The sequence below is a fragment of the Kribbella sp. CA-294648 genome (assembly GCF_050943845.1).
Classification (GTDB): domain Bacteria; phylum Actinomycetota; class Actinomycetes; order Propionibacteriales; family Kribbellaceae; genus Kribbella.
Map to the genome: position 1 here is coordinate 3105612 of NZ_CP191981.1, position 22307 is coordinate 3127918.

Here is a 22307-nt window from a genome sequence, read left to right on the forward strand (position 1 = left end):
AATGATCGAAACTGATCGCACGTAGCCACTTGACGACCTCTGCGCGCACCGCTAATTCTATGGTAACCGTTTACCTCGCCAAGGAGTCCGCGGATGCCGCCCCTCAGTCGACGCCTGCTGCTCCAGGCCGGAATTGCCACCAGTGCCGTCGCCACCCTCGGGCTGCAGCGTCTCGAACAGGCCGCCGCGGCCGACGAGTTCGACGTACTGCGAACCCGTTGGCTCACGCTCAACACCGGGGGCGCGATCGATCCGGCGGATGCCGCCTTCGCGCCGGCCCTGGCCCGCCTGACGGCTGACGCTCAGGGCTTTCTCGACACCCTCGACACGAGTCCCGGCCGCACCGCGCTCTGGCCCGACCTTCCGCTCAGTCCTTCGTCGGGCAACTTCTCGATCAGCTACACCCGGCTGCGGACGATCGCGCTCGCTCGGGCGACCGAAGGCACCACCCTGGCCGGCGACCCCGCCGACCGGCTGGTCGCCGCGCTGGACTTCCTCCACGCCAAGGCCTACAACCCAACCCTGCCCGAGACCGGCAACTGGTGGTTCTGGGAGATCGGCACGCCGAAGGCGCTGCTCGACTGCTGCGTCTTCGCCTACGACGTGGTGAGCCCGGACCGGCTGGCCGCCTATCTCACCGCGATCGACCGCTTCGTCCCCGACCCGAACCGCCGGACGAACTCGGCCACCCTGCGCGAGACCGGCGCCAACCGGGTGGACAAGGCGCTCATCGTCGCGCTGCGCGGCATTCTCGGCCGATCCGCCGCGAAGGTGGCGGCCGGCCGCGACGCGCTGAGCGATGTCGCCGAGAACGGCAAGAACAGCGTCTTCACCTACGTCACCAGCGGCGACGGCTTCTACCGGGACGGCTCGTTCGTGCAGCACGGCAATCTCGCGTACGTCGGCACGTACGGCAACGTGGCCCTGTCCGGTGTCGCCAACCTGGTCTCGCTGCTCGGCGGATCGTCCTGGCAGGTCAGTGATCCGAACCGGTCGATCCTGCTCGATGCGGTCGAGGCGAGCTTCGCGCCGTTCATGGTCGACGGCCTGATGATGGACTGCGTGTCCGGCCGGGCCATCTCGCGCGAACGGGAGAGCGACCACCAGCACGGCCACGACACCACCTCGAGTGTCCTGTTGCTGGCCGGCGGAGTGGAAGCGCCGTACGCGGCTCGCTTCCGGGCTCTTGCCAAGGGCTGGCTGACCAGCGACCGGCTGAACGACTATCTCGCGAGCGCCTCGATCCCGCGGATCGCCCGCGCCAAGGCCGTCCTCGAGGACCGAACCGTCCTGCCCGCGACCCAGGGTCCGGCGCATTTCCAGTTCTTCAACCAGGACCGGGTCGTCCACCGCCGTCCGGGCTGGACCTTCGCGATCGCGATGTCCTCGAGGCGGATGGCCCGGTACGAGTGGGGCAACGGCGAGAACCTGCGCGGCTGGTACGTCGGGGACGGGATGAGCTATCTCTACACCTCGGACCAGGCGCAGTTCACCGACGCGTTCTGGCCGACCGTCGACGCGATGCGGATGCCCGGTACGACGATCAGCACCCGGCCGCGTCAACCGCACGCGGGGACGAGCGGTACCGGAACGATCGCCGCGTACGCCGAGTGGGTCGGCGGTGCGTCGTACCGGGGCAAGGCCGGTGCGGTGGGGATGCACCTGATCAACCACGACAAGACCGTGCAGGCGCGCAAATCGTGGTTCTGCCTGGAGGAGGCGATCGTTGCGCTCGGTGCCGGGATCAGCGGTACCGACGGCCATCGGGTGGAGACCGTCGTCGAGAACCGCAACCTGCATGCCGCGGGGACCGAGGCGCTGATCGTCGACGGGCACCTTCACCAGGAGGTCGAGCAGACCTACGGCAGTCTGTCCTGGGCGCATCTTGAAGGCGTGGGCGGATACCTCTTCCCGGATGGCGGGCAGTTGACGGCCAGGCGCAGCGAACGGACCGGTTCCTGGCGCGAGATCAACGTCGGCAACGACACCGGCGGCTCGCCGACGCCGATCACCCGCCGCTATCTGTCGCTGGTGCTCGATCACGGCATGAATCCGGTGGCCGCCGGTTACTCCTACATTCTGTTGCCGGGGGCAAGCAAGGAGCGGACCGCCTTGCTGGCTGTGGATTCCGGGATTCGGATGGTGGCGAACACGGCAACCGTTCAAGCGATCACTTCAGTGCGGGACCGGCTTCTGCTGGCCAATTTCTGGGCTGCGGGCGCAGTGCCGGGCTTGGCCTCGTCGGGGCCGGCCTCCGTGGTGGCCGGCTGGTCCGGGCCGACCTTGCAGGTGGCGGTCTCCGAGCCCAGTCGCACCGCGCAGACGATCCGCGTGACCCTCGACCAACGGGTACGCCGGCCGCTCGAGCTCGATGATTCGATCACCGTGGTCGCGCTCGGTAAGCAGTTGGTGCTCGACATCGCGGTTGGCGGCACCCGCGGCGCCACTCACACCGCGTCCTTCACCCTCCGCTGATGCGGTGGCATTCCGGCGTACTGCCAGGAAACAAAGCGTAATGTCACCGTGTCGCGGCGGTTAGTGACAAGCGACGGCTACAGGTACTGACGAAGTCGGGTTGATATCTCAGGGTGACGGTGTGGTCCTTGACACATCCGGTTGAAACGCCCGAAACTCAAGCAACTTTTGCAAATCGAGAGCGCTCTCAACTCCGTCCTCAGTTCAGGGAGCATTTCCATGCGGCCCAGTGCCCGCCAACGCAGTGCCCTCGTCGTGCTCGCCTGCAGCCTCACCCTGCTCGCGACCGCCTGCGGTGGCAGCGACCAGCCGTCCGCCTCGGAGTCCGGATCCGACGACGACGGCCCGAGGGTCGAACTCACCATCGCGACCTTCAACGAGTTCGGCTATGACGACCTGTACGCCGAGTACGAGGCGCTGCACCCGAACATCAAGATCACCCAACGCAAGGCCAAGACGGTCGACGACCACATCAAGAACCTCGAGACGAACCTGGCCGCCGGTTCCGGGCTGGCCGACATCGAGGCGATGGAGGTCAGCTGGATCTACAAGTATCTGGCCAAGGCCGACAAGTTCGTCGACCTGCGCGACCACGGCGCCGACGACCTGAAGGCACGGTGGCTGGACTGGAAGGTGGCCGGCGCCACCACCAGCAGCGGCAAGATCATCGGCTACGGCACCGACATCGGCCCCGAGGCGATCTGCTACCGCAAGGACCTGTTCGCCAAGGCGGGGCTGCCGACCGACCGGGCCCAGGTGGCGAAGTTGTTCCCGGACTGGGAGTCGTACTTCGACACCGGCCGCAGGTTCAAGCAGAAGGTACCGGGCTCGGCCTGGTACGACTCGGCCGTGCTGACCTGGGAGGCGATGCGCAACCAGCTCATCCAGGCGTACTACTCGAACAACGACCGCTACCTCGGCTCCGAGAACCCGTTGCTGAAGTCGACCTGGGACCAGATCGCCCAGGGCACCGAAAACGGCCTGTCCGCGAAGCTGCCGGCCTGGAGCGACGCGTGGAACAAGGCTTTCCGGACGGACGCGTTCGCCACGATGGCCTGCCCGGGCTGGCTGCTCGGCGTGATCCAGGACAAGGCGGGCAGCTTCGGCAAGGGCAAGTGGGACGTAGCCGACGTGTTCCCCGGCGGCGGTGGCAACTGGGGTGGCTCGTACCTGACCATCCCCGTGCAGTCGCCGCACCCGGCCGAGGCCGCCAAACTGGCCGCGTGGCTGACCGCGCCGGAGCAGCAGACCAAGGTCTTCCAGAAGGTCGGCTCGTTCCCCTCGACGGTTGACGCGTACGACTCGCCGCAGGTGAAGAGCCAAGTCAACGCGTACTTCAACAACGCGCCGGTGGGCAAGATCTTCATCAACCGGGCCAAGAACGTCATCCTCAAACAGCACAAGGGCCCGCGCGACGGCGAGATCAACCAGGTCTTCACCGAGGCGCTCGCCCGCGTCGACAACGGCAAGCAGAGCCCGGAAGACGCCTGGCGCCAGGCCCAGCGCGCGGCCGAAAAGGCAGCCAACCTCCGCAAGGGCGGCTAGCCGCGCAGCGGGAGGTGAGGTGGGCGGCGGCTCCGGACCGCCCCCACTCACAATCCCGCCGTTTCCACCCGAGAGCACGACTGGGCACGCTCGGCCGGCGTCCACCATCCGAGGTTTGTGAGTGGGGGCGGTCCGGGGCCTTGGGCGGCGCGGCGATATCTCCGGCGGCGGAGGGGCGATTGGTACTACGGTGTCATCGTCACACTCAGTCGGGGAGGTCCGTTGTCGATGCAGGGTCAGGACAGTGGGTCCCCGACACTGGAGCAGGTGGCCGCACTGGCCGGGGTTTCGCGGGCGACTGTCTCGCGGGTGGTGAACGGGTCGCCGAAGGTCCTGCCGGACACGGTCGCCGCGGTGGAGCGCGCGATCGGGGAGCTCGGCTACGTACCGAACCGGGCTGCCCGCGCGTTGGTGACGCGCCGGACCGACTCGATCGCGCTCGTCGTACCGGAGCCGGACAGCCGGGTGTTCTCGGACCCGTTCTTCGGCGACATCCTGCGCGGCATCAGCAGGACCCTGGCGCCGACCTCCTCGCAGCTCGTGCTGCTGATCGAGCCGGCCGAGGGTGACGACCAGCGGTTGTTGCGCTACCTGCGCGGCGGTCACGTGGACGGCGCGATCATCGTGAGTCACCACGGCCGCGACAACGTCCTGCAGGAGTTGGCGCAGTTGCCGCTGCCGATCGTGTTCAGCGCGCGGCCGCTCGGCGTCGAAGTACCGGTCGCGAGTGTCGACGTCGACAACGTTGCCGGGGCGAGGACCGCGATCGAGTACCTGCTGTCGATCGGGCGGCGCAAGCTCGGCACCGTCGCCGGGCCGCTCGACATGACCGCCGGCCTCGACCGGCTGACCGGGTACAAGGAAGTCGTGGCGGAAGCCGGCATCCCCGAAGCTGTTGCCTATGGCGACTTCACGGCCGACGGTGGTGAGCAGGCGACGCTGCAACTGCTTGGCGAGTACCCGGATCTCGACGGGATCTTCGTCGCCAACGACCTGATGGCGACGGCGACGTTGCGCGTCCTGTCGCAGCTCGGCAAGCGAGTGCCGGAAGACGTGGCCGTGGTGGGTTTCGACGACTCCGTGGTGGCGACGACGACCACGCCGAAGCTGACCACTGTGCGGCAGCCGGTCGAGAAACTCGGTGCGCGGCTGGCCGAGATCCTGCTGGCCAAACTCGCCGGCGCCGACCTGACCAGCCCCGAGATCTACGACACCGAACTCATCATCCGCGGCTCGGCCTAGCGGTTATGGCGGGTCGTTCTGGAACTGGAACTGCACCCGGATCGAGCCGTCCAGCGGGACCACCAAAGTGGTGTTGGAGGCGTTCCACTGCTGCGGTACGAGGAACAACCGGTTCTGCCCGACCACGAGCAGCCGCAACCCGCGGTACCGGTAGTTGAAGGTCTGCCCGGTGCCCGTCCGCAGGGCGGTCTCCTCGATACCTGGTGACCGCAACTGCAGCCGTTCCTTGGTGTCGAGGATGACGACGGGGAACTGCCTCAGGTTCTCGGCATCCGACTTGGCCAGCCCGCGTCCGGAGTACTGCGCTGTCGTTGCGGTGGCCCAGAATGCGCAAGTGGTCGTGACGACCGCGAGCAAACCGAGCAGCACGTACTGCGGTTTGAGTCCGGCCGCTTGGCGATCGACGTACGAGAGATAGCCGAGAGTCGCGGCGGCCAGGCCGATCACGACCGGGACGATCAGGGCGTAGTACGGGAGCCGGCCGAGCAGGGGATAGCCGAGCAGGCCCAGTACGCCGAGCAGCAGCACCGCGATGGCGACGATCTTGGCCCGGCGGATGGCCGTCGCGCTCGGCTGAATCGCGTTGTGCAGAAGGAGTCCGGCGACGGCAAGCAGGGTGATGCCGAGCAGGGGGACCAGGAGTGGTTGCGGGCTGCGCATCACGTAGTCCTGGGTGCTCAGGCCGATCGTGTCGACGTCGATCCCGAAGTACTCGTACTGCGAACGGGCCGACACGTAGCCGAAGTAGAACAGCAGGCCGCTGATCAGCGTCACGGGCGCGACGATGCCGGCCGCGAAACTCACCCAGCGTTCGGCCGGGGACCGTTCGTCAGCCACTCGGCGGACTCTCCGTACTCTCCGTGGTCTCGGTGGTCTCGGTGGTCTCGGTGGTCTCCGTGTTCGGCTGGGTCGGGTTGAAGGTGATCTGGCTGCCCGGGTTCTCACCCTCGAGCGAGGTGCAGTCCGCCTCGGTCGCGCACTCGGCCTCGGCCGGGATCTGCAGCTCCACCGGGTCTCCGCCCTTGAGTTGCTTGACGCCGACGTAGCAGGGCTTGAAGTTTCCTGCCTCCCACACGATCGAGGCGGTGCACTGGGGAGACTTGTCGCCACAGCCGGACTGGGCGAACTCGAAGACGCCGCTGGGTGAGAGTTGCGGCGAGCCGATCTTGATCGTCGTACCGTCCGGGATCGGATTGCGGCCCAGCCAGTTCACCTCGGCGCACTGGTAGCCGTCGTCGGTCGGACCGGCGTTGCCACCGATCGGCGCCGAGGCGACCTTGAACGACGGCTTCTTCTGGGCCGTCTGGGTCGTCTCCGGATCGGTCGGCTCGGGCGACGGAGTCGTCTCGGTGGGTTCGACGGGCCCGGTCTGGCTGGTGTCCGGCGGCACGATGGTGCCCCCATCGTCCCCGGCCGAGTTCCCGTCCGAGCCGCAGGCGAGCGGCAGCATCAACAGACCAGCTACTGCGATAGGACGCCACAGGGTCATGGCAACCACCCCCAACGTCAGGATGGCCTTCCGGGTTGCCTAGGACAACACTTCGTCGCCTTCTGTAATCAACCGGTCGTCGTGCTCGGGGGCCGAGTGGGCGGTTACGGCGTACGGGAGGTCAGTCCTGCGTGACGAAATCGATGAGCTCCTCGACCCGGCCGAGCAGCTCCGGCTCCAGGTCGGCGTAACTGCGGACCTTGGACACGATGTGCTTCCACGCCGCCGCGACGTCGGCCTGGTCGGTGGCAGGCCAGCCGAACGTCTGGAGCACGCCCTTCTTCCAGTCCTGGCCGTGCGGGATCTTCGGCCAGGCGGCGATCCCCAGCGACGACGGCTTGACGGCCTCCCAGATGTCGATGAACGGGTGGCCGACCACCAGCACATGCCGGTTGCTGACCTGGGCGGCGATCTTCGACTCCTTCGACCCCTCGACCAGGTGATCGACCAGTACGCCGAGCCGCCGGCCGGGCGCCGGCTGGAACCGGTTCACGATCGCGGGCAGATCGTCGATCCCCTCGAGGTACTCGACAACAACCCCCTCGATCCTCAGATCGTCGCCCCACACCCGCTCGACCAACTCGGCATCATGCCGGCCCTCGACGTAAATCCGGCTCGCCCGCGCCACTTTGGCCCGCACAGTGGAAACGGCCACAGAACCCGAAGCAGTATGAGTCTTCTTAGCCGGCCCAGCCTTCTTCGGCGCCACCAGATTGACCGGCTTCCCATCAACCCAGAACCCAGGCCCCAGTGGATAAGTCTTGATCTTCCCGAACCGATCCTCGAGATCCACCACCCCGTGCTCCCACCGAACCACGGCCCCGACGTACCCCGAACTGGGCTCCTCGACCACAAGCCCCTTCTCGATCACCAGATCAACAGTCCGCCCATTCTTAGGCTTCCGCCAATCCCCCGACAGCACATCTCTCCCATACCGATCAGCCACCCCCCAACCGTATGCGCTCCCCAACCCCGTACCCCGGCCCGACTCGCCTGCATCTCCGAGCCCGACGGAGAGGTGCTTCGAAGAACCCGCCCAGTGGGGTCAGGCGATCACCACGTTCCTCAAACTGACACAGGTATGTCCGGATGGCTGTAGGTAGCGGTCTATGGGCGGGTGAAGTCGTTCGTGAGTTGGTCATTGGTGTCGGGGGAGTCCCAATCGTCCGACAGGACGATCTGTCCGGCCAGGGATCCGCGACCGCCTCGTGGTACCTCCTGGGCAATCGCCGCAGGCGAACTTTCCTGCGTTTTCGCGTCGTCCATGGTCGATCCCTCCGATCGAACGGCCTCGTACTCAGTAGGTTTCGATGGCGTGGGTGGGGGCGGGGTGGCGGATGGGGGAGATGATGGTTAGGGCTAGGTAGATGACGAAGCCGGCTATCAGGCCTACGACCCAGGAGTAGTCGTAGAGGGGTTGTAGGAAGGGGATCAGGCCGTCTGCTGGGAAAGGGCCCGCGCCGGGGTTGGAGTAGGCGCCGCCTACTGCCAGGAGGGAGCCGACCAGGGTGGCTACTACGGCTCGCCAGTTCCAGCCGGCGGCGTACCAGTAGCGGCCGTTCGGGAGGTAGAGGTCGGCGAGCCAGAGGTTGGTTCGGTCGACGAACCAGTAGCCGGCGATCAGGACGCCGGCCACCGAGGCGAGGAGGCCTCCGTAGAAGGACAGCCAGACGAAGATGTAGATCGACGGGTCGGAGATCAGCCGCCAGGGCTGGATGACGATGCCGATCACGCCGGTGAGCAGGCCGGCGGTGCGGAAGTTCAGCCAGCGGGGTAAGGCGTTGGCGAAGTCGTACGACGGACTGACCACGTTGGCCGCGACGTTGCAGGACATCGTCGCCAGGATCGCCATCACCAGCCCGACCGTCACCACCAGTGGGTTCTCGAACCGGCGGGTCAGTTCGACCGGGTCCCAGATCGCCGAGCCGTAGACGACGACCGTGCCGGAGGTGGTGGTGATCGAGACCAGCGCGATGAACGACATCGTCGTCGGCAGCCCGATGATCTGGCCGATCACCTGCTGGCGCTGGCCCTGACCGAACCGGGTGAAGTCCGGCATGTTCAGCGAAAGCGTTGCCCAGAAGGCGATCATCCCCATCAGCGATGGCGCGAAGATCTTCCAGAAGTCGGCGTCCCAGCCGAGCTTCGACGGCTGCGACAGGATCGGCCCGAAGCCGCCCGCCTTCACCAGGATCGCGATCATCAACGCGAGGAACGCGACCGTGACCAGCGGCGCCGCCCAGTTCTCGAACCGGCGCAATCCTTCGATGCCACGCCAGATCAGCACCATCTGCAGCGCCCAGAAGAAGGCGAAGCTCAGCCACATCGTCCACGGATGCCCGCCGATCGCGGACGCCTCGGTCCAGCCCGACCCGGCCAGCTCGCCGACGATCACGTAGATCGCCTGGCCGCCGATCCAGGTCTGGATGCCGAACCAGCCACACGCGATGAACGCCCGCAGCAGCGCCGGAAAGTTCGCCCCGCGCACCCCGTAGAAGGCCCGGGCGAACACCGGGAACGGGATCCCGTACTTCGTCCCCGCGTGGCTGTTCAGCAGCAAGGGGATCAGCACGATCAGGTTGCCCAGCGTGATGGTGATGAACGCCTGTAGCCAGTTCATCCCGATCGAGACCAGCCCGGCCGCGAGCAGATAACTGGGGATGTTGTGCGCCATCCCCATCCACAGCGCCGCGTAGTTGTACGTCGACCAGCGGCGCTCGGGCAACCGGGTCGGCGCCAGCTCCGCGTTGCCGTACGGGCTGTCCGCGACCGCGGCCGGATCGGACAGCTCGACGCGTCCGTCCGGGTGGGTGATCTGATCAGGAGATGCTGGTGCCGCGTGAGCCATCGTCGCCACCTCGTCCGCAGTCGTGTTTCGGACCAAACTGAGGGATCGCAGACGCCATGTCAACGCACAACTTCAGAGCGTAACCAGCCGCCCCAGTCATTCACCAAGCGTGATGGTTCAGTCGTTCTTCGCGAGGCCTAGCAGCGGGAGGGTCGGCCGCGCGGGTGTGCCCAGGGTGGCGTAGGCGCGGCGTACTGCTTGTTCGACGTGGGCCTGGGGCCAGGGCCAGTCGTCGGTGTGGGCTAGGGCGGCTTCGAGGGAGGTGCCGCCGTGGTGGAGGCCGGAGATGGTGTTTGCCACCGTGCCGAGGTTGTCGTTCTGCTCGCGGACGAACTCGGCGTCGACGATCGCGCCGTGGCCGGGCACCACCTTGGCCGTCGCGGACAGCAGCCCGATCAGCCGGTCGACCGTGTCCGGCCACTCCAGCGGATACGAGTCCTCCCCGTACGACGGTGGCGCCGACTCCTCGATCAGGTCACCGGCGAAGAACACGTCGACATCCGGTACGACGACCACCACGTCGCCGTCGGTGTGCCCGTTGCCGAGGTGGAGCAGTTCGACCCGCCGGTCGCCCAGGTCGATCACCTTGGCCACGGAGAACGGCACATCGATGGCCACCGTCTCGGCGACGGCCGCGGCCGTGTTCTCCTGCGCGTAGCTCGTCGCATCCGGGAAGGCCGGGTTGCCGAACACGTGGTCGTAATGCGCGTGCGTGTTGACCACCCAGCGAATCGGCGCGTCGGTGACCTCGCGGATGTGGCCGAGCAGCTCCTCGCCCTGCGCGACATCGCCGCGAGTGTCGATCACCAGCGCACCGTCGCTACCGAGGACCAGTCCGATGTTCACGTCGTACTTCTCGTAGCGCCGGACCCAGGTCCGGTCGGCCAGCTCCACCCACGCACTCATACCCGCGACCCTAACCGCCGCCACCCAGGCAACGGTCAGCGGGAGATGACGTCGCCCGCCAGCACCTGGCTCTTCTCGATCCCTTCGAGCATCAGGCCGACGTTCTCACCGGGACCAGCCGTGGTGAGGGTCTTCCGGAACGCCTCGATGCCGGTCACGCGGGTCATCGCGACCCGCTGCCCGGCGCGGGTGATCAGCACCTGGTCGCCGACCTGCACCCGGCCCGCGACGATCTCCCCGGTGACGACGGTGCCGCGCCCACTGATCGAGAACACGTCCTGGACCGGCAGCACGAAAGCCCCGGCCGGCACGCTGTCCTGCATCCGGCCGCCGTCCTGGATCCGGGCACCGTCCTGCATCCAGCTGCCGTCTTCAGGCCGGGCGCCGTCCGTCGGATTCGGCTCGCGCTTCCAGAACTTCCATCCCATGCTCGCGACTCTATTCCAGCCGCCGGAACAGGGCTTGTAGGCCAATGCCACGCCGCCTAGGGTCACAGAGCTGAACCGATTAATCGATGAAGGGCGGACGGCGTGACGAAACGACGGGCACTGGTGGTCCGGGGCGGCTGGGAAGGTCATCTCCCGGCCGAGGCGACCGAACTGTTCATCCCCTTCCTGCGCGAGAACGGCTTCGAGGTGACCGTCTCGGACAGCACCGAGAGCTACCTCGACCTGGACGGCACCGACCTGGTCCTGCAGTGCGTGAGCATGGGCGAGATCAGCGCCGAAGCGGTCAAGGGCCTGGAGGCCGCGGTCCGCGGGGGCACCGGCCTGGCCGGCTGGCACGGCGGCATCGTCGACTCGTTCCGCGGCAACGTGGACTACAGCTTCATGACCGGCGGCCAGTTCATCTCGCACCCGGGCGGGTTCATCGACCACCGGATCGAGATCGTCGCCGACCACCCGATCGTCGACGGCATCACCAGCTTCGACCTGCACACCGAGCAGTACTACGTGCACGCCGACCCGTCCAACAACGTCCTCGCCACCACCACCTTCAAGACCGACCCGGACTTCCCGTGGATCGAGGGCGCGACGATGCCGGCCGTCTGGACCCGCACCTGGGGTGAGGGCAAGGTCTTCGTCTGTACGCCGGGCCACAGCCTGGCCGACCTCAACACGCCCGAGGTCCGCACCATCATCGAGCGCGGCCTGCTGTGGGCGAGCAAGTGACCGGCCCAGTGACCGGCATCGGCATCGTCGGGACAGGTGTCATCAGCGGCGCCTACCTCGAACACCTCGCCAAGCTCCCCGGCGTCGACGTCGTCGCTGTAGCGGACCTAGACCTCTCCAGAGCACAGGCGATCGCCGACCAGAACCCAGGCATCCGCGCCTCGACCCCCGAGGACCTGTACTCCGATCCCGAGGTCGACATCGTCCTCAACCTGACCATCCCCGCTGCGCACGCACCGGTCCACCAGGCAGCCCTCCAGGCCGGCAAGCACGTGTACGGCGAGAAGCCGCTGGCCGTCGACCGTGCCGAGGCGGAGCCGCTCCTGAAGCTCGCTGCGGCCAACAACCTCCGCATCGGCTGCGCCCCCGACACAGTGCTCGGCACCGGCACCCAGACTGCACGGGCTGCGCTGGACCGCGGCGACATCGGCGTACCGACTGCTGCGACCGCCTCGTTCGTCGCGCCCGGGCATGAGCTGTGGCACCCGGCTCCGGAGTTCTACTACCAGCCGGGTGGCGGCCCGCTGCTCGACATGGGCCCGTACTACGTCACGAGCCTCGTCACGCTCCTCGGCCCAGTACGCCGGGTCACTGCGAGAGCAGGTCGCTCGCAGGAGCAGCGCAAGGTCCACACCGGCCCGCGGGCGGGGCAGACCTTCGCAGTCGAGGTGCCGACGCACGTGACCGGCGTACTGGAGCACGAGTCGGGTGCGCTCACCACTGTGCTGATGAGCTTCGACGTGTGGGCTTCGCGGCAGCCGCGGATCGAGATTCACGGCACCGAAGGCAGCCTCTCCGTCCCGGACCCGAACAACTTCGACGGCAAGGTGGAGATCGCCACCGCCACCAACCGTGACTGGACGGAACTGCCGGTAGCCGGTGGGTACGCCGGTGCCGGGCGCGGGGTCGGTGTGGCCGACATGGCTCGCGCACTGCGCACCAACGAGCCGCACCGGGCCAGTGGAGCACTGGCGTACCACGTGCTCGACGTACTGGAGTCGGTGCTCGAGTCGGCGGCGCAGGACCAGTCCGTGGACGTCGCGAGCACGGTCGAGCGGCCGGCCGCCGTACCGTTGGGAGCGTCGCCCGACACGGCCTGACCGGTGCTGAGATCTGTCCCACGCCGCTCGATTGGTCCGGCTGTCGCTACGGCTCGGTAGACTGGCACTCGAAACTCAGGAGTGCCAACCGGCGACGGCCGATGTGGAGAGGGTGGTGCGCGTGCTGGACGAACGCAAACTGGACGTGCTCCGGGCCATCGTCGAGGACTACGTCGCCACGCACGAGCCGGTCGGGTCGAAGACCCTGGTCGACCGGCACAACCTGGGCGTCTCCCCGGCGACGGTCCGCAACGACATGGCCGCGCTGGAGGAGGAGGGGTACATCACCCAGCCGCACACCAGCGCCGGCCGGATCCCGACCGACGCGGGCTACCGGCTGTTCGTGGACAAGTTGAGCACGGTCAAGACGCTGTCGCAGGCCGAGAAGCGGGCGATCTCGTCGTTCCTGGCCGGTGCGGTCGACCTCGACGACGTCGTCCGGCGTACCGTCCGGCTGCTCGCGCAGATCACCCGGCAGGTCGCCATCGTGCAGTACCCGACGCTGACCAGGTCGAGCGTGCGGCACGTCGAGGTGGTCACGATGACTCCGCGGCGGCTGCTGCTGGTGCTGATCACCAGCGCCGGCCGGGTCGAGCAGCGGATCGTGGAGAGCCAGGAGGATGTCGAAGAGCAACTCATCGCCGACCTGCGGTCCCGGCTGAACACGGCACTGACCGGCAAGCGCCTGACCGACGCGGCGACCGCGCTGGCCAGCGTCGCCGACAGTTTCGCGCCGACGGACCGGCCGCTGGTGGCCACCATCGTCTCGACGCTGCTGGAGGCCTTCACCGACGAGGGTGAGCAGCGCATCGCGGTCGGCGGCGCGGCCAACCTGACCCGCTACGGCGACGACTTCGAGCGCAACGTGAAGCCGGTGCTGGAGGCGCTCGAGGAGCACGTGATCCTGCTCAAGCTGCTCGGCGAGGCAACCCATCCGCAGACCCTGACGGTCCGGATCGGGCACGAGAACCCGTACGAGGAACTGGCCACCACGTCGGTGGTCGCGACCGGGTACGGGTCGAAGTCGGAGGCGCTGGCCACTCTCGGCATCGTCGGCCCGACCTACATGGACTATCCGAGCACGATGGGCGCTGTCCGCGCCGTCGCGCGCTACGTCAGCCAGATCCTGGCCGACTCGTGAGCATCCATCAAACAACGCACCAAAGAACGCACCGAACGCTGCCTACCAAGTGGTCTGGAGTATGAGCACCGATTACTACGCCGTCCTGGGCGTCAGCCGCGACGCGACACCGGACGAGATCAAGAAGGCCTACCGCAAGCTGGCTCGCCAGTACCACCCGGACGTGAACGACTCCGAGGACGCGCACCACAAGTTCCAGGAGATCGGCCGCGCGTTCCAGGTGCTGAGCGATCCGCAGAAGAAGCAGGTCCACGATCTCGGCGGTGACCCGTTCGCGAGCGGGCCCGGGGGTGCCGGCGCCGGCTTCGGCCAGGCGTTCACCTTCACCGACATCATGGACGCCTTCTTCGGCCAGACCGGCGGGGCGACCCGCGGCCCACGGCCGCGGACCCGGCGCGGCCAGGACGCGCTGATCCCGCTCCGGATCGACCTGGCGGAGGCGGCCTTCGGGACCACCCGCGAGCTGAAGGTCGACACCGCGGTGCTCTGCCCGACCTGTTCGGGCTCGGGCGCGCAGACCGGCTCCGAGCCGGTCACCTGCGAGATCTGCCACGGCCGGGGCGAGGTCACCCACACCCAGCGCTCGTTCCTCGGCGAGGTCCGGACGATGCGGCCGTGCCCGAACTGCCGCGGCTTCGGCACCACCATCCCGAACCCGTGTGGCGAGTGCGCCGGCGACGGCCGGGTCCGCTCCCGGCGGACCGTCACGGTCAAGATCCCCGGCGGTGTCGACAGCGGCACCCGCGTGCAACTGTCCGGCCAGGGCGAGGTCGGCCCCGGCGGCGGTCCGGCCGGTGACCTGTACGTCGAGATCGAGGTCGAGCCGCACGAGATCTTCACCCGCAGCGGCGACGACCTGCACTGCACGGTGACCCTGCCGATGACGGCCGCGGCGCTGGGTACGACGATCGACCTGCCGACCCTCGAGGGCGAGACCACGCCGCTCGAGATCCTGCCGGGCACCCAGTCGGGGTCGACGATGACGCTGACCGCGCGCGGCGTACCGCGGTTGCGGCACGCGGGCCGCGGCGACCTGATCGTGCAGGTCATCGTCGAGACGCCGACCAAGCTGGACGAGGCGCAGGTCGAGCTGCTGAGGCAGCTGGCCGGCGCGCGCGGCGAGGAGCGGCCGCAGGGTCAGGTCCAGGCAGCTCACAAGGGTGTCTTCGGGCGCCTGCGTGACGCCTTCGGTGCGCATTGAAAACGACTTAGGCTGCCGGGCGATGGGACTCGCGGTCTTCTACCTGCCTGACCTCGACGGGCCCGAGCTGGAGCTGTCCGGCGCCGAGGGTCGCCACGCGGCCGTCGTACGCCGGATCGGGCCCGGCGAGCGGATCCGGCTGACCGACGGCCACGGGTCCTTCGCCGAGGGACCCGTGATCGCCGCGTCCAAGTCCGGGCTGACCGTCGCGGTCGAGCACCGTGGCGAGGTACCGGCGGTGAGCCCGCGGCTCGTCGTCGTGCAAGCGCTGCCGAAGGGTGAGCGGGCCGAGCTGGCCGTCGAGATGCTCACCGAGGTCGGTGCCGACCTGGTCGTGCCGTGGAACGCGGAGCGCAGCCAGTTCCGCGCCAACCCCGAGCGGGTCGCGAAGACGCTGACCAAGTGGCAGGCCTGGGCCTTCGAGGCGAGCAAGCAGTCGCGCCGCTCGTGGTTCTGCGAGGTCGCGCCGATCGCGTCGACGGCCGAGGTCGCCAAGCTGCTGACGGACGCGGCGCTGGCGGTAGTACTGCACGAAGAGGCGACCACTCCGCTGGCTTCGCTCGAGCTGCCCGCGGCGGGGGACGTGGTGATCGTCGTAGGCCCCGAGGGTGGTATCGCGCCCGCCGAGCTGGAGGCGTTCGCCGCGACACCGGTCCGGCTCGGCGACACAGTTCTTCGTACTTCGACCGCCGGGGTGGCCGCAGCGGCCGCTCTCCTTGCCCGCTCTCGCTGGAGTTGATCGTGGACTGGCTGGAGTGGCACCAGGACTACGACGACGAGTCGTCGGACCTGAGCGGCCGGCTGCGATCGGTCCAGCGGGAGATCAGGCGACACCTGGACGCGCGTCCCGACGGGCCGATCCGCGCGATCAGTGCCTGCGCCGGGCAAGGACGCGACCTGATCGAGGTGCTCGCCACCCATCCGGCCCGGGACCGGGTGACCGCCCGGCTGGTCGAGCTGGATCCTCGCCTGACCGGCACCGCTCGCTCGGCAGCGGCGGCGAACGGGCTGACCGGAGTCGAGGTCGTCGAAGGGGATGCCGGCCTGACGAGTGTTTACGCGGGGGCAGTACCGGCTGATCTGGTCCTGTTCTGCGGGGTGTTCGGCAACATCAGCGTCGCGGACGTCGAGGCGACGGTCCGGGCCCTGCCGTCGTTCTGCGCCCTGGGAGCGACCGTGATCTGGACCCGCGGACGGCACGACCCCGACATCCGGCAGGACATCCGCGGCTGGTTCGCCGAGGCAGGCTTCGAGGAGCTGGCCTTCGACGCACCCGACGGCGTCGAGTGGTCCGTCGGCAGCAACCGGTACGCCGGTCCCGGGCCGGCGCCCGCGACCGTCGACCGCCTGTTCACCTTCAGCTAGGGGCTACTTGACGTAGACCGTCTTGGAGTCGAGGTCGGTGACCCGGCCGTCCTCGGGCGACGACAGGTAAACCTCGATCAGCCATTCACCCGCGGTGAGCTTCGGGGTGAAGACGTAGGGGGAGAACTTCTGGCCCTCCTTGGTCATCGCGTAGTTCGCCACGACCTCCTTCGTCTTCACGTTCGTGGCCTTCCAGTCGACCTGCGCCTCGAACGCCGCCGCGGTACCGCTGACGGTGAAGGACGGCTTGACGGTCTGGCCGTTCTCCGGCGACTCGACCCAGACCAGCGCCTGGACGTCGGTCGCCTGCGCGCGGCCGAACGGTTGCTTGGTGTCGAGGACGCCGAACAGGTTCGAGACCGCGCGGCCGCGCTCGGTGATCTGGACCGAAGTCTGCCGTTGCAGCCCGCCCTGGACCGTGTAGACGAGTTGCTGGGCCGCCATGTCGGCGACGCCCGGCTCGAGCCTGGTGTCGGGCAACTGGTCGAAGTCCACCGTGATCAGTTCCTTGCTGTACCGCACCGAACCGACCGTGGCGCCCGACCAGAACGTCTGGTAGTCCGGGTCGTTGGCCGCCTTCGGCATCGTCATCAACCGGACCGCCTCCAGGGTCGGCCGCCCGCTGACCTGGGCGAACGTCCGGTAGAGCCGGAAGTCCGACGCCCGCTTCGAGCCGACCTTCTCGCCGAGCCAATAGACCGGGACGGCCTTCGGGACCTTGACCGTGGGCTCCTCGACCGGCCCCCCGACCGTCGGCCCGGTATTCGTCGGCGCAGTGCTCGCCCGCGGCGTGGACACCTCGGTCGGTGCGGGCTTCGGGCTGGCCGGCCTCGCCGACGGGGTGCTGGCCGGTCCAGGAGTCGGACTGGTGGACGTCTCCGCGCTCCCGGCGATGGTCGGCTCATCGGCATTGTTCGAGGTGCCGTTCAGTACTGCGAACGCGCCGACGGCCGCCGCGGCACCGACCACGGCCGCGCCCGCGGTGATGACCCACGGCCGCCTGCTGACCGGCTGGCGCTGGTCGCGGACCCGGGCCTGGATCTCGTGCAGCCCGTCGGCGGGCTCGATCCGGCCGGCCTCTTCGGACAAGGCGCGCCGCATCAGCTCGTCGAACCGGTCGTCGTCTCTGCGGTCACTCATGTGTGCTCTGCTCCAGGACCTGGCGCAGCGACTTGGTCGCTCGCGCGGCGTGGCTCTTCACGGATCCCCGGCTGATCCCCATCGTGTCGGCGATCTCCGCCTCGGACAGGTCGCCGTAGTACCGCAGCACCATCACGGTGCGTTGCTTCTCGGGCAGGGTGCGCATCGCCTCGATCACCCGGTCGGTCTCCGCGGTGCGCAGTACGGCCTGCTCCGCGCTCGGTTCGTCCGGCAGGGACTTCGGCAGGTGCTTGTCGACCACCACCAGATGCCGTTGCCGGGACCGGCAGCGGTTGACCACTGCTGTCCGCAGGTACGCCAGGGCCTTGTGCGGGTCACGCAGCCGGTGCCAGCGTCCGTGCATCGCCACGAACGCGTCCTGCACGATCTCCTCTGCCGCACCGGTGTCACGCAGCAGCAGGGCGCCGAGCCGGACCAACGACGAGTAGTGCGCCGTGTAGACAGCCGTCAGCGCCTCGTCTGCATCCCACGAGGACTCATGTGCCACGCACTCTTCGTACACCACGGCCGGTTGTGCCACACAACCAAGACGCTTAGACCAGGTACCAGGTTGACAACAGGTGGACCCCGATCGGTGCGACCCTGTCCGCCGGAGATCTGGGAGGACGGATGAAGCAGCACGGTGACGGCCACTGGCACGGTCACAGCGAGATCACCAGCGCGGCCGTGAGCCGGCTGTACGGGCACCTGTCCGGGCCGGACGGGCGGATCATGGGGCTGAGCCGCCCGGAGTACGCGAAGGCACTGGACAAGGCACAGGCCGTGCTGGACCGGCCGTACGGTGCCGGGCTGATCCGGAACTTCGCCAACACCGGCCTGACCGTCCCGTACGCCGGTCCAGGCGCGACCGTGCACTCCGCCTGGGTCAACGGAGAGGTCCAGCGCGCGCACAGCATGGCCGACCCGCGGCTGGACGGGCCGCGGAACCTGGAACTGATCCAGGGCTACATCGAGGAGCAGTTGCGGGCGGCTCACGCCTCGGCCGGCGACGAGATCAAACACCTTGGCGCGGCGTCCCATGCGCTGCAGGACAGCTTCAGCGGCGCACACACCTGGCGGGAGGAGTCGGTCTACCAGGGTGATGTGGAGGCGCCGATCACCACGCTGCACGTGTTCGACCCCGGGCACGCGATCGGGGTGAACCACCACCGGAACACGCACGCCGACGAGTTCGACAAGCCACTGGCCGGCTCCGGAACCGTGCGCGCCGCCGTCGAGGCCAACTACCGCATGCTCCGCGCCTACCACCTCAACCGAGACAAAAGCCCCGAAGACTTCCGCCAGGCCCTCCGTACGACGATGGCTCCGATGCTGGCCCCCTCCACGGCAGGAGTCCAGGTAAGCGTCGCCCCCACCCGCGAGTGGGCCGCTGAACGAGACCGCCGAGTAGCCCTGGAAAGCGCGCCCCCGAAACCGCAACTCCCACCCGCCGAGTTGGCCCACCTCAAAGCCATCAACGCCCCCACCGCGTCTCTCCGCGGAGGCGGAACCACGCCCCGGACGGCGGAAAGCGCAGCGCGCTCAGCCCCGGGAACAGCGCGCAACGCCCCGTCCCGGCTGGAGCGCTGACCAGCGAGCCCTCACGCAGGCACCCACCTCCGGCTCGGCGGCGGCGCGGCGTAGTACGGGGTAAAACGCCTGGTCAGAGGGGTGTTGGGGAGTATGGGGCGTTTTATCGGGTGAGGGTGTCGGGGTGGGCGGCTAGCATTGGTCGGGTCACACCATCTGCATCAGGAGGAAGAGGCTGTCCAGGCCACGCAGTATCGAGCCGTCGCACCCGGATGCGACGCGCGCTGACAACAGCGCAGCCGGCCACAGCGGGCCGAAGGCGTCCCACAAGATCATCGTGCCGAACAGCATCGACATGGTGGCGCTGCTGGGAGCCCGGGACGAGTTCCTCCGCATCATCGAGAAGGAGTTCGCCGCCGACATCCTGGTCCGCGGCAACGAGATCACCATGACCGGCGAACCGGCCGAGCTGGCGCTGACCGAGCGGCTGGTCGACGAGCTGATCGCCGTCGTGCGGACCGGCCACGGGCTGACCGCGGACTCCGTCGAGCGCAGTATCGCGATGATCAAGGCCGAGACGGCCGAGAGCCCCGCCGACGTGCTGACGCAGAACATCCTGTCCAGCCGCGGCCGGACGATCCGGCCGAAGACGCTGAACCAGAAGCGCTACGTCGACGCGATCGACAAGAACACGATCGTCTTCGGCATCGGCCCGGCCGGTACCGGCAAGACCTACCTGGCCGTCGCCAAGGCGGTCCAGGCGCTGCAGGCCAAGGAGGTCAACCGGATCATCCTGACCCGGCCGGCCGTCGAGGCCGGTGAACGGCTCGGCTTCCTGCCCGGCACGCTGTCGGAGAAGATCGACCCGTATCTGCGGCCGCTGTACGACGCGCTGCACGACATGCTCGACCCGGACTCGATTCCCCGGCTGATGACGGCCGGCACGATCGAGATCGCCCCGCTGGCCTACATGCGCGGCCGGACCCTGAACGACGCCTACATCATCCTGGACGAGGCGCAGAACACCTCGCCCGAGCAGATGAAGATGTTCCTCACCCGGCTCGGTTTCGGCTCCAAGATGGTGGTCACCGGCGACGTCACCCAGGTCGACCTGCCGACCGGGACGAGCTCCGGCCTGCGGGTCGTGCAGGACATCCTGGAAGGCGTCCAGGACCTGGCGTTCTGCCGGCTCACGTCGCACGACGTGGTCCGGCACAAGCTGGTCGGCCGGATCGTGTCGGCCTACGAGAACTACGAAGGCAGCGCTGATCCCCGCCCTCCGTCTTCGTCCCTCAGCGGGCCGAGACGATGAATGTCGAGGTCAACAACGAGTCCGGGGTCGAGATCGACGCGCACGGACTGATGCGGCTGAGCCGTTTCGTGATGTCGTCGCTGCGGCTGCACCCGGAGTGTGAGCTGTCGATCAAACTGGTCGACGAGGACACGATGGCCCGGTATCACGTCGAGTTCCTGGACCTGCCGGGTCCGACCGACGTGATGTCGTGGCCGATGGACGAGCTGCGGCCGGGCGGTGACGGCGGCGACGACGCCGACCTGCCGCTCGGGCACCTCGGCGACATCGCGCTGTGCCCGACGGTCGCGGCCGCCCAGGGCGCGAAGGCCGGCCACGGCACCTGGGCCGAGCTGGAGCTGCTGACCGTGCACGGCATCCTGCACCTGCTCGGCTACGACCACGCCGAACCCGCCGAGAAGGCCGAGATGTGGGACGTCCAGGGCCGCCTACTGGAAGCATGGCGAGCACCAGGAAACCGGCTCGGACAGGAGTGACGTTCCAGTGAGTTCCCACGACGGCGTCCTGCTGGTTGTGGCTGCGGTGCTGGTGCTGCTGGCCGGGCTGTTCGCCGGCGCCGAGGCAGCCTTCTCGTCGTACTCGAAGGTGCGGGCCAACGAGCAGGTCGAGCAGGGCAACCTGCGCGCGGTCAAGCTCCGCGACCTGCTCAGCGACGCGCCCCGCTACCTGAACTCGCTGCTGCTGATCCGGCTGAGCTGTGAGATCACCGCGATCGTGCTGGTCACTCAGGCTCTGTCGAACGTGTTCACGGTGACCTGGACGCACGTCCTGATCACCGCCGTGCTGATGGTGCTGATCTCCTACGTGGTGATCGGCGTCGCCCCGCGCACGCTGGGCCGGCAGCACTCCGACCGGTTCGCGATCGTCTCGGCCGGCCCGATCATGGCGCTGACCCGGGTGCTCGGCCCGCTGCCGAAGCTGCTGATCCTGATCGGTAACGCGCTGACGCCGGGCAAGGGGTTCGCCGAAGGCCCGTTCGCGACCGAGGCGGAGCTGCGCGCGCTGGTCGACCTGGCCGAGAAGTCGTCGGTGATCGAGAAGACCGAGCGGCAGATGATCCACTCGGTCTTCGAGCTCGGCGACACCATCGTCCGCGAGGTGATGGTGCCGCGGACCGACATGGTCTACATCGAGAAGCACAAGAAGCTGCGCCAGCTCACCTCGCTGGCGCTGCGCAGCGGCTACTCGCGGATCCCGGTGGTCGGCGAGTCCCTGGACGACATCCTCGGCGTGGTCTACCTCAAGGACGTGATGCGCCGCGTCTACGACAACGCCTCGGCCGAGTCGACCGAGCGGGTCGAGTCGGTGATGCGGCCGTGCATGTACATCCCGGACTCCAAGCCGGTCGACCAGCTGCTGCGCGAGATGCAGGCGGCCCGGATGCACGTCGCGATCGTCGTCGACGAGTACGGCGGCACCGCCGGCCTGGTCACCATCGAGGACATCCTGGAGGAGATCGTCGGCGAGATCACCGACGAGTACGACGAGGCGCCGGAGGCGGTGCAAGCGCTGTCCGACGGGGCCTACCGGGTCTCCAGCCGGTTCCCGATCGACGAGCTCGGCGACCTGTTCGGCGTACCGCTGGACGACGACGACGTGGACACGGTCGGTGGGCTGATGGCCAAACTGCTCGGCAAGGTGCCGATTCCGGGTGCCGAGGTCGAGATCGAGGGCCTCGGGCTCTCCCTCACCGCGGAGCGGCCGTCGGGCCGGCGCAACCAGATCGGTACTGTGCTGGTCCGGCGCGGTGTTCCCGCCGACCAGCCGCAGGACAGCAGTCACCAGACCGCCTGATCCCCCACTCACCCCTTCGACCACCCCTTCGACCACCTGGAGCCAGC

General features: G+C 68.2%; 22 protein-coding genes. 13 read left to right on the top strand and 9 right to left on the bottom strand.

Translation table 11 applies throughout. From position 1 onward, the window contains the following. Positions 1–93: 93 nt before the first annotated feature. The 3 genes from ACQPYM_RS14980 (at position 94) to ACQPYM_RS14990 (ending at position 5262) form a co-directional block, all read left to right on the top strand. A complete protein-coding gene (locus tag ACQPYM_RS14980) occupies positions 94–2475 on the top strand; it encodes a polysaccharide lyase 8 family protein (protein WP_433020939.1) in 2382 nt (793 codons plus the stop codon). 219 nt (positions 2476–2694) lie between these two features. Then, complete coding sequence (locus ACQPYM_RS14985; protein WP_433020942.1) at positions 2695–4020, top strand: ABC transporter substrate-binding protein; 1326 nt, start codon at positions 2695–2697, stop codon at positions 4018–4020. Between the two features lie 228 nt (positions 4021–4248). After that, entirely contained in the window at positions 4249–5262 is a 1014-nt protein-coding gene (locus tag ACQPYM_RS14990; protein ID WP_433020945.1) for a LacI family DNA-binding transcriptional regulator, read from the top strand. Positions 5263–5265: 3 nt separating this feature from the next. On the opposite strand, the gene ACQPYM_RS14995 is transcribed toward ACQPYM_RS14990, so the two are convergent. From ACQPYM_RS14995 to ACQPYM_RS15020, 6 genes are all read right to left on the bottom strand, one after another. Continuing rightward, the gene (locus ACQPYM_RS14995; protein WP_433020948.1) at positions 5266–6099 is read right to left on the bottom strand and encodes a hypothetical protein; all 834 of its coding nucleotides are present in this window, start codon (positions 6097–6099) and stop codon (positions 5266–5268) included. Beyond that, positions 6092–6751, bottom strand: a complete 660-nt coding sequence (locus ACQPYM_RS15000; RefSeq protein ID WP_433020951.1) for a hypothetical protein — start codon at positions 6749–6751, stop codon at positions 6092–6094. Before ACQPYM_RS15000 ends, ACQPYM_RS14995 begins: the two co-directional genes overlap by 8 nt. 121 nt (positions 6752–6872) lie before the next feature. Next, positions 6873–7697, bottom strand: coding sequence for a DUF3097 domain-containing protein (locus tag ACQPYM_RS15005; protein ID WP_433020954.1), 825 nt, complete (start codon positions 7695–7697; stop codon positions 6873–6875). Between the two features lie 351 nt (positions 7698–8048). Further along, entirely contained in the window at positions 8049–9599 is a 1551-nt protein-coding gene (locus ACQPYM_RS15010) for an NCS1 family nucleobase:cation symporter-1 (protein ID WP_433020957.1), read from the bottom strand. Positions 9600–9716: 117 nt separating this feature from the next. Then, the gene (locus ACQPYM_RS15015) at positions 9717–10505 is read right to left on the bottom strand and encodes an MBL fold metallo-hydrolase (RefSeq protein ID WP_433020960.1); all 789 of its coding nucleotides are present in this window, start codon (positions 10503–10505) and stop codon (positions 9717–9719) included. A 35-nt stretch (positions 10506–10540) separates the two neighbouring features. Continuing rightward, entirely contained in the window at positions 10541–10933 is a 393-nt protein-coding gene (locus ACQPYM_RS15020; protein ID WP_433020963.1) for an EF-Tu/IF-2/RF-3 family GTPase, read from the bottom strand. Between the two features lie 102 nt (positions 10934–11035). On the opposite strand from ACQPYM_RS15020, the gene ACQPYM_RS15025 reads away from it, so the two are divergent. The 6 genes from ACQPYM_RS15025 (at position 11036) to ACQPYM_RS15050 (ending at position 16484) form a co-directional block, all read left to right on the top strand. Beyond that, positions 11036–11677 (top strand): ThuA domain-containing protein, encoded by a 642-nt coding sequence (locus ACQPYM_RS15025; protein ID WP_433020966.1) that lies wholly within the window; start codon positions 11036–11038, stop codon positions 11675–11677. After that, entirely contained in the window at positions 11674–12777 is a 1104-nt protein-coding gene (locus ACQPYM_RS15030) for a Gfo/Idh/MocA family protein (protein WP_433020969.1), read from the top strand. The genes ACQPYM_RS15025 and ACQPYM_RS15030 overlap by 4 nt, the downstream gene beginning before the upstream one ends. Positions 12778–12898: 121 nt before the next feature. Further along, entirely contained in the window at positions 12899–13918 is a 1020-nt protein-coding gene (gene hrcA, locus ACQPYM_RS15035; protein WP_433020972.1) for a heat-inducible transcriptional repressor HrcA, read from the top strand. A 61-nt stretch (positions 13919–13979) separates the two neighbouring features. Further along, complete coding sequence (gene dnaJ / locus ACQPYM_RS15040) at positions 13980–15119, top strand: molecular chaperone DnaJ (protein ID WP_433020975.1); 1140 nt, start codon at positions 13980–13982, stop codon at positions 15117–15119. A 22-nt stretch (positions 15120–15141) separates the two neighbouring features. Next, positions 15142–15858, top strand: coding sequence for a 16S rRNA (uracil(1498)-N(3))-methyltransferase (locus ACQPYM_RS15045; RefSeq protein WP_433020978.1), 717 nt, complete (start codon positions 15142–15144; stop codon positions 15856–15858). Between the two features lie 2 nt (positions 15859–15860). Continuing rightward, the gene (locus tag ACQPYM_RS15050; protein ID WP_433020981.1) at positions 15861–16484 is read left to right on the top strand and encodes an SAM-dependent methyltransferase; all 624 of its coding nucleotides are present in this window, start codon (positions 15861–15863) and stop codon (positions 16482–16484) included. A gap of 3 nt (positions 16485–16487) precedes the next feature. On the opposite strand, the gene ACQPYM_RS15055 is transcribed toward ACQPYM_RS15050, so the two are convergent. Together ACQPYM_RS15055 and ACQPYM_RS15060 are read right to left on the bottom strand one after the other, a co-directional pair. Next, positions 16488–17624 carry a Gmad2 immunoglobulin-like domain-containing protein gene (locus ACQPYM_RS15055; protein WP_433020984.1) on the bottom strand — a complete coding sequence of 379 codons (1137 nt, stop codon included), beginning with the start codon at positions 17622–17624 and terminating at the stop codon, positions 16488–16490. Further along, positions 17617–18132, bottom strand: a complete 516-nt coding sequence (locus ACQPYM_RS15060) for a SigE family RNA polymerase sigma factor (protein ID WP_433020987.1) — start codon at positions 18130–18132, stop codon at positions 17617–17619. Before ACQPYM_RS15060 ends, ACQPYM_RS15055 begins: the two co-directional genes overlap by 8 nt. 122 nt (positions 18133–18254) lie before the next feature. On the opposite strand from ACQPYM_RS15060, the gene ACQPYM_RS15065 reads away from it, so the two are divergent. Next, positions 18255–19214, top strand: coding sequence for a hypothetical protein (locus tag ACQPYM_RS15065; protein WP_433020990.1), 960 nt, complete (start codon positions 18255–18257; stop codon positions 19212–19214). 147 nt (positions 19215–19361) lie between these two features. Here the strand turns inward: ACQPYM_RS15065 and ACQPYM_RS15070 are convergent, their stop codons facing one another. Continuing rightward, positions 19362–19511 (bottom strand): hypothetical protein, encoded by a 150-nt coding sequence (locus ACQPYM_RS15070; RefSeq protein WP_433020993.1) that lies wholly within the window; start codon positions 19509–19511, stop codon positions 19362–19364. Here ACQPYM_RS15070 and ACQPYM_RS15075 point away from each other — a divergent pair. The 3 genes from ACQPYM_RS15075 to ACQPYM_RS15085 are packed head-to-tail and all read left to right on the top strand — an operon-like array spanning position 19510 to position 22260. Beyond that, the gene (locus tag ACQPYM_RS15075) at positions 19510–20466 is read left to right on the top strand and encodes a PhoH family protein (RefSeq protein WP_433023282.1); all 957 of its coding nucleotides are present in this window, start codon (positions 19510–19512) and stop codon (positions 20464–20466) included. The two genes, ACQPYM_RS15070 and ACQPYM_RS15075, sit on opposite strands and share 2 nt — an antisense overlap. After that, complete coding sequence (gene ybeY, locus ACQPYM_RS15080; RefSeq protein WP_433020996.1) at positions 20463–20942, top strand: rRNA maturation RNase YbeY; 480 nt, start codon at positions 20463–20465, stop codon at positions 20940–20942. The genes ACQPYM_RS15075 and ybeY overlap by 4 nt, the downstream gene beginning before the upstream one ends. A 7-nt stretch (positions 20943–20949) precedes the next feature. Further along, positions 20950–22260, top strand: coding sequence for a hemolysin family protein (locus ACQPYM_RS15085; RefSeq protein ID WP_433020999.1), 1311 nt, complete (start codon positions 20950–20952; stop codon positions 22258–22260). Positions 22261–22307: the final 47 nt, after the last annotated feature.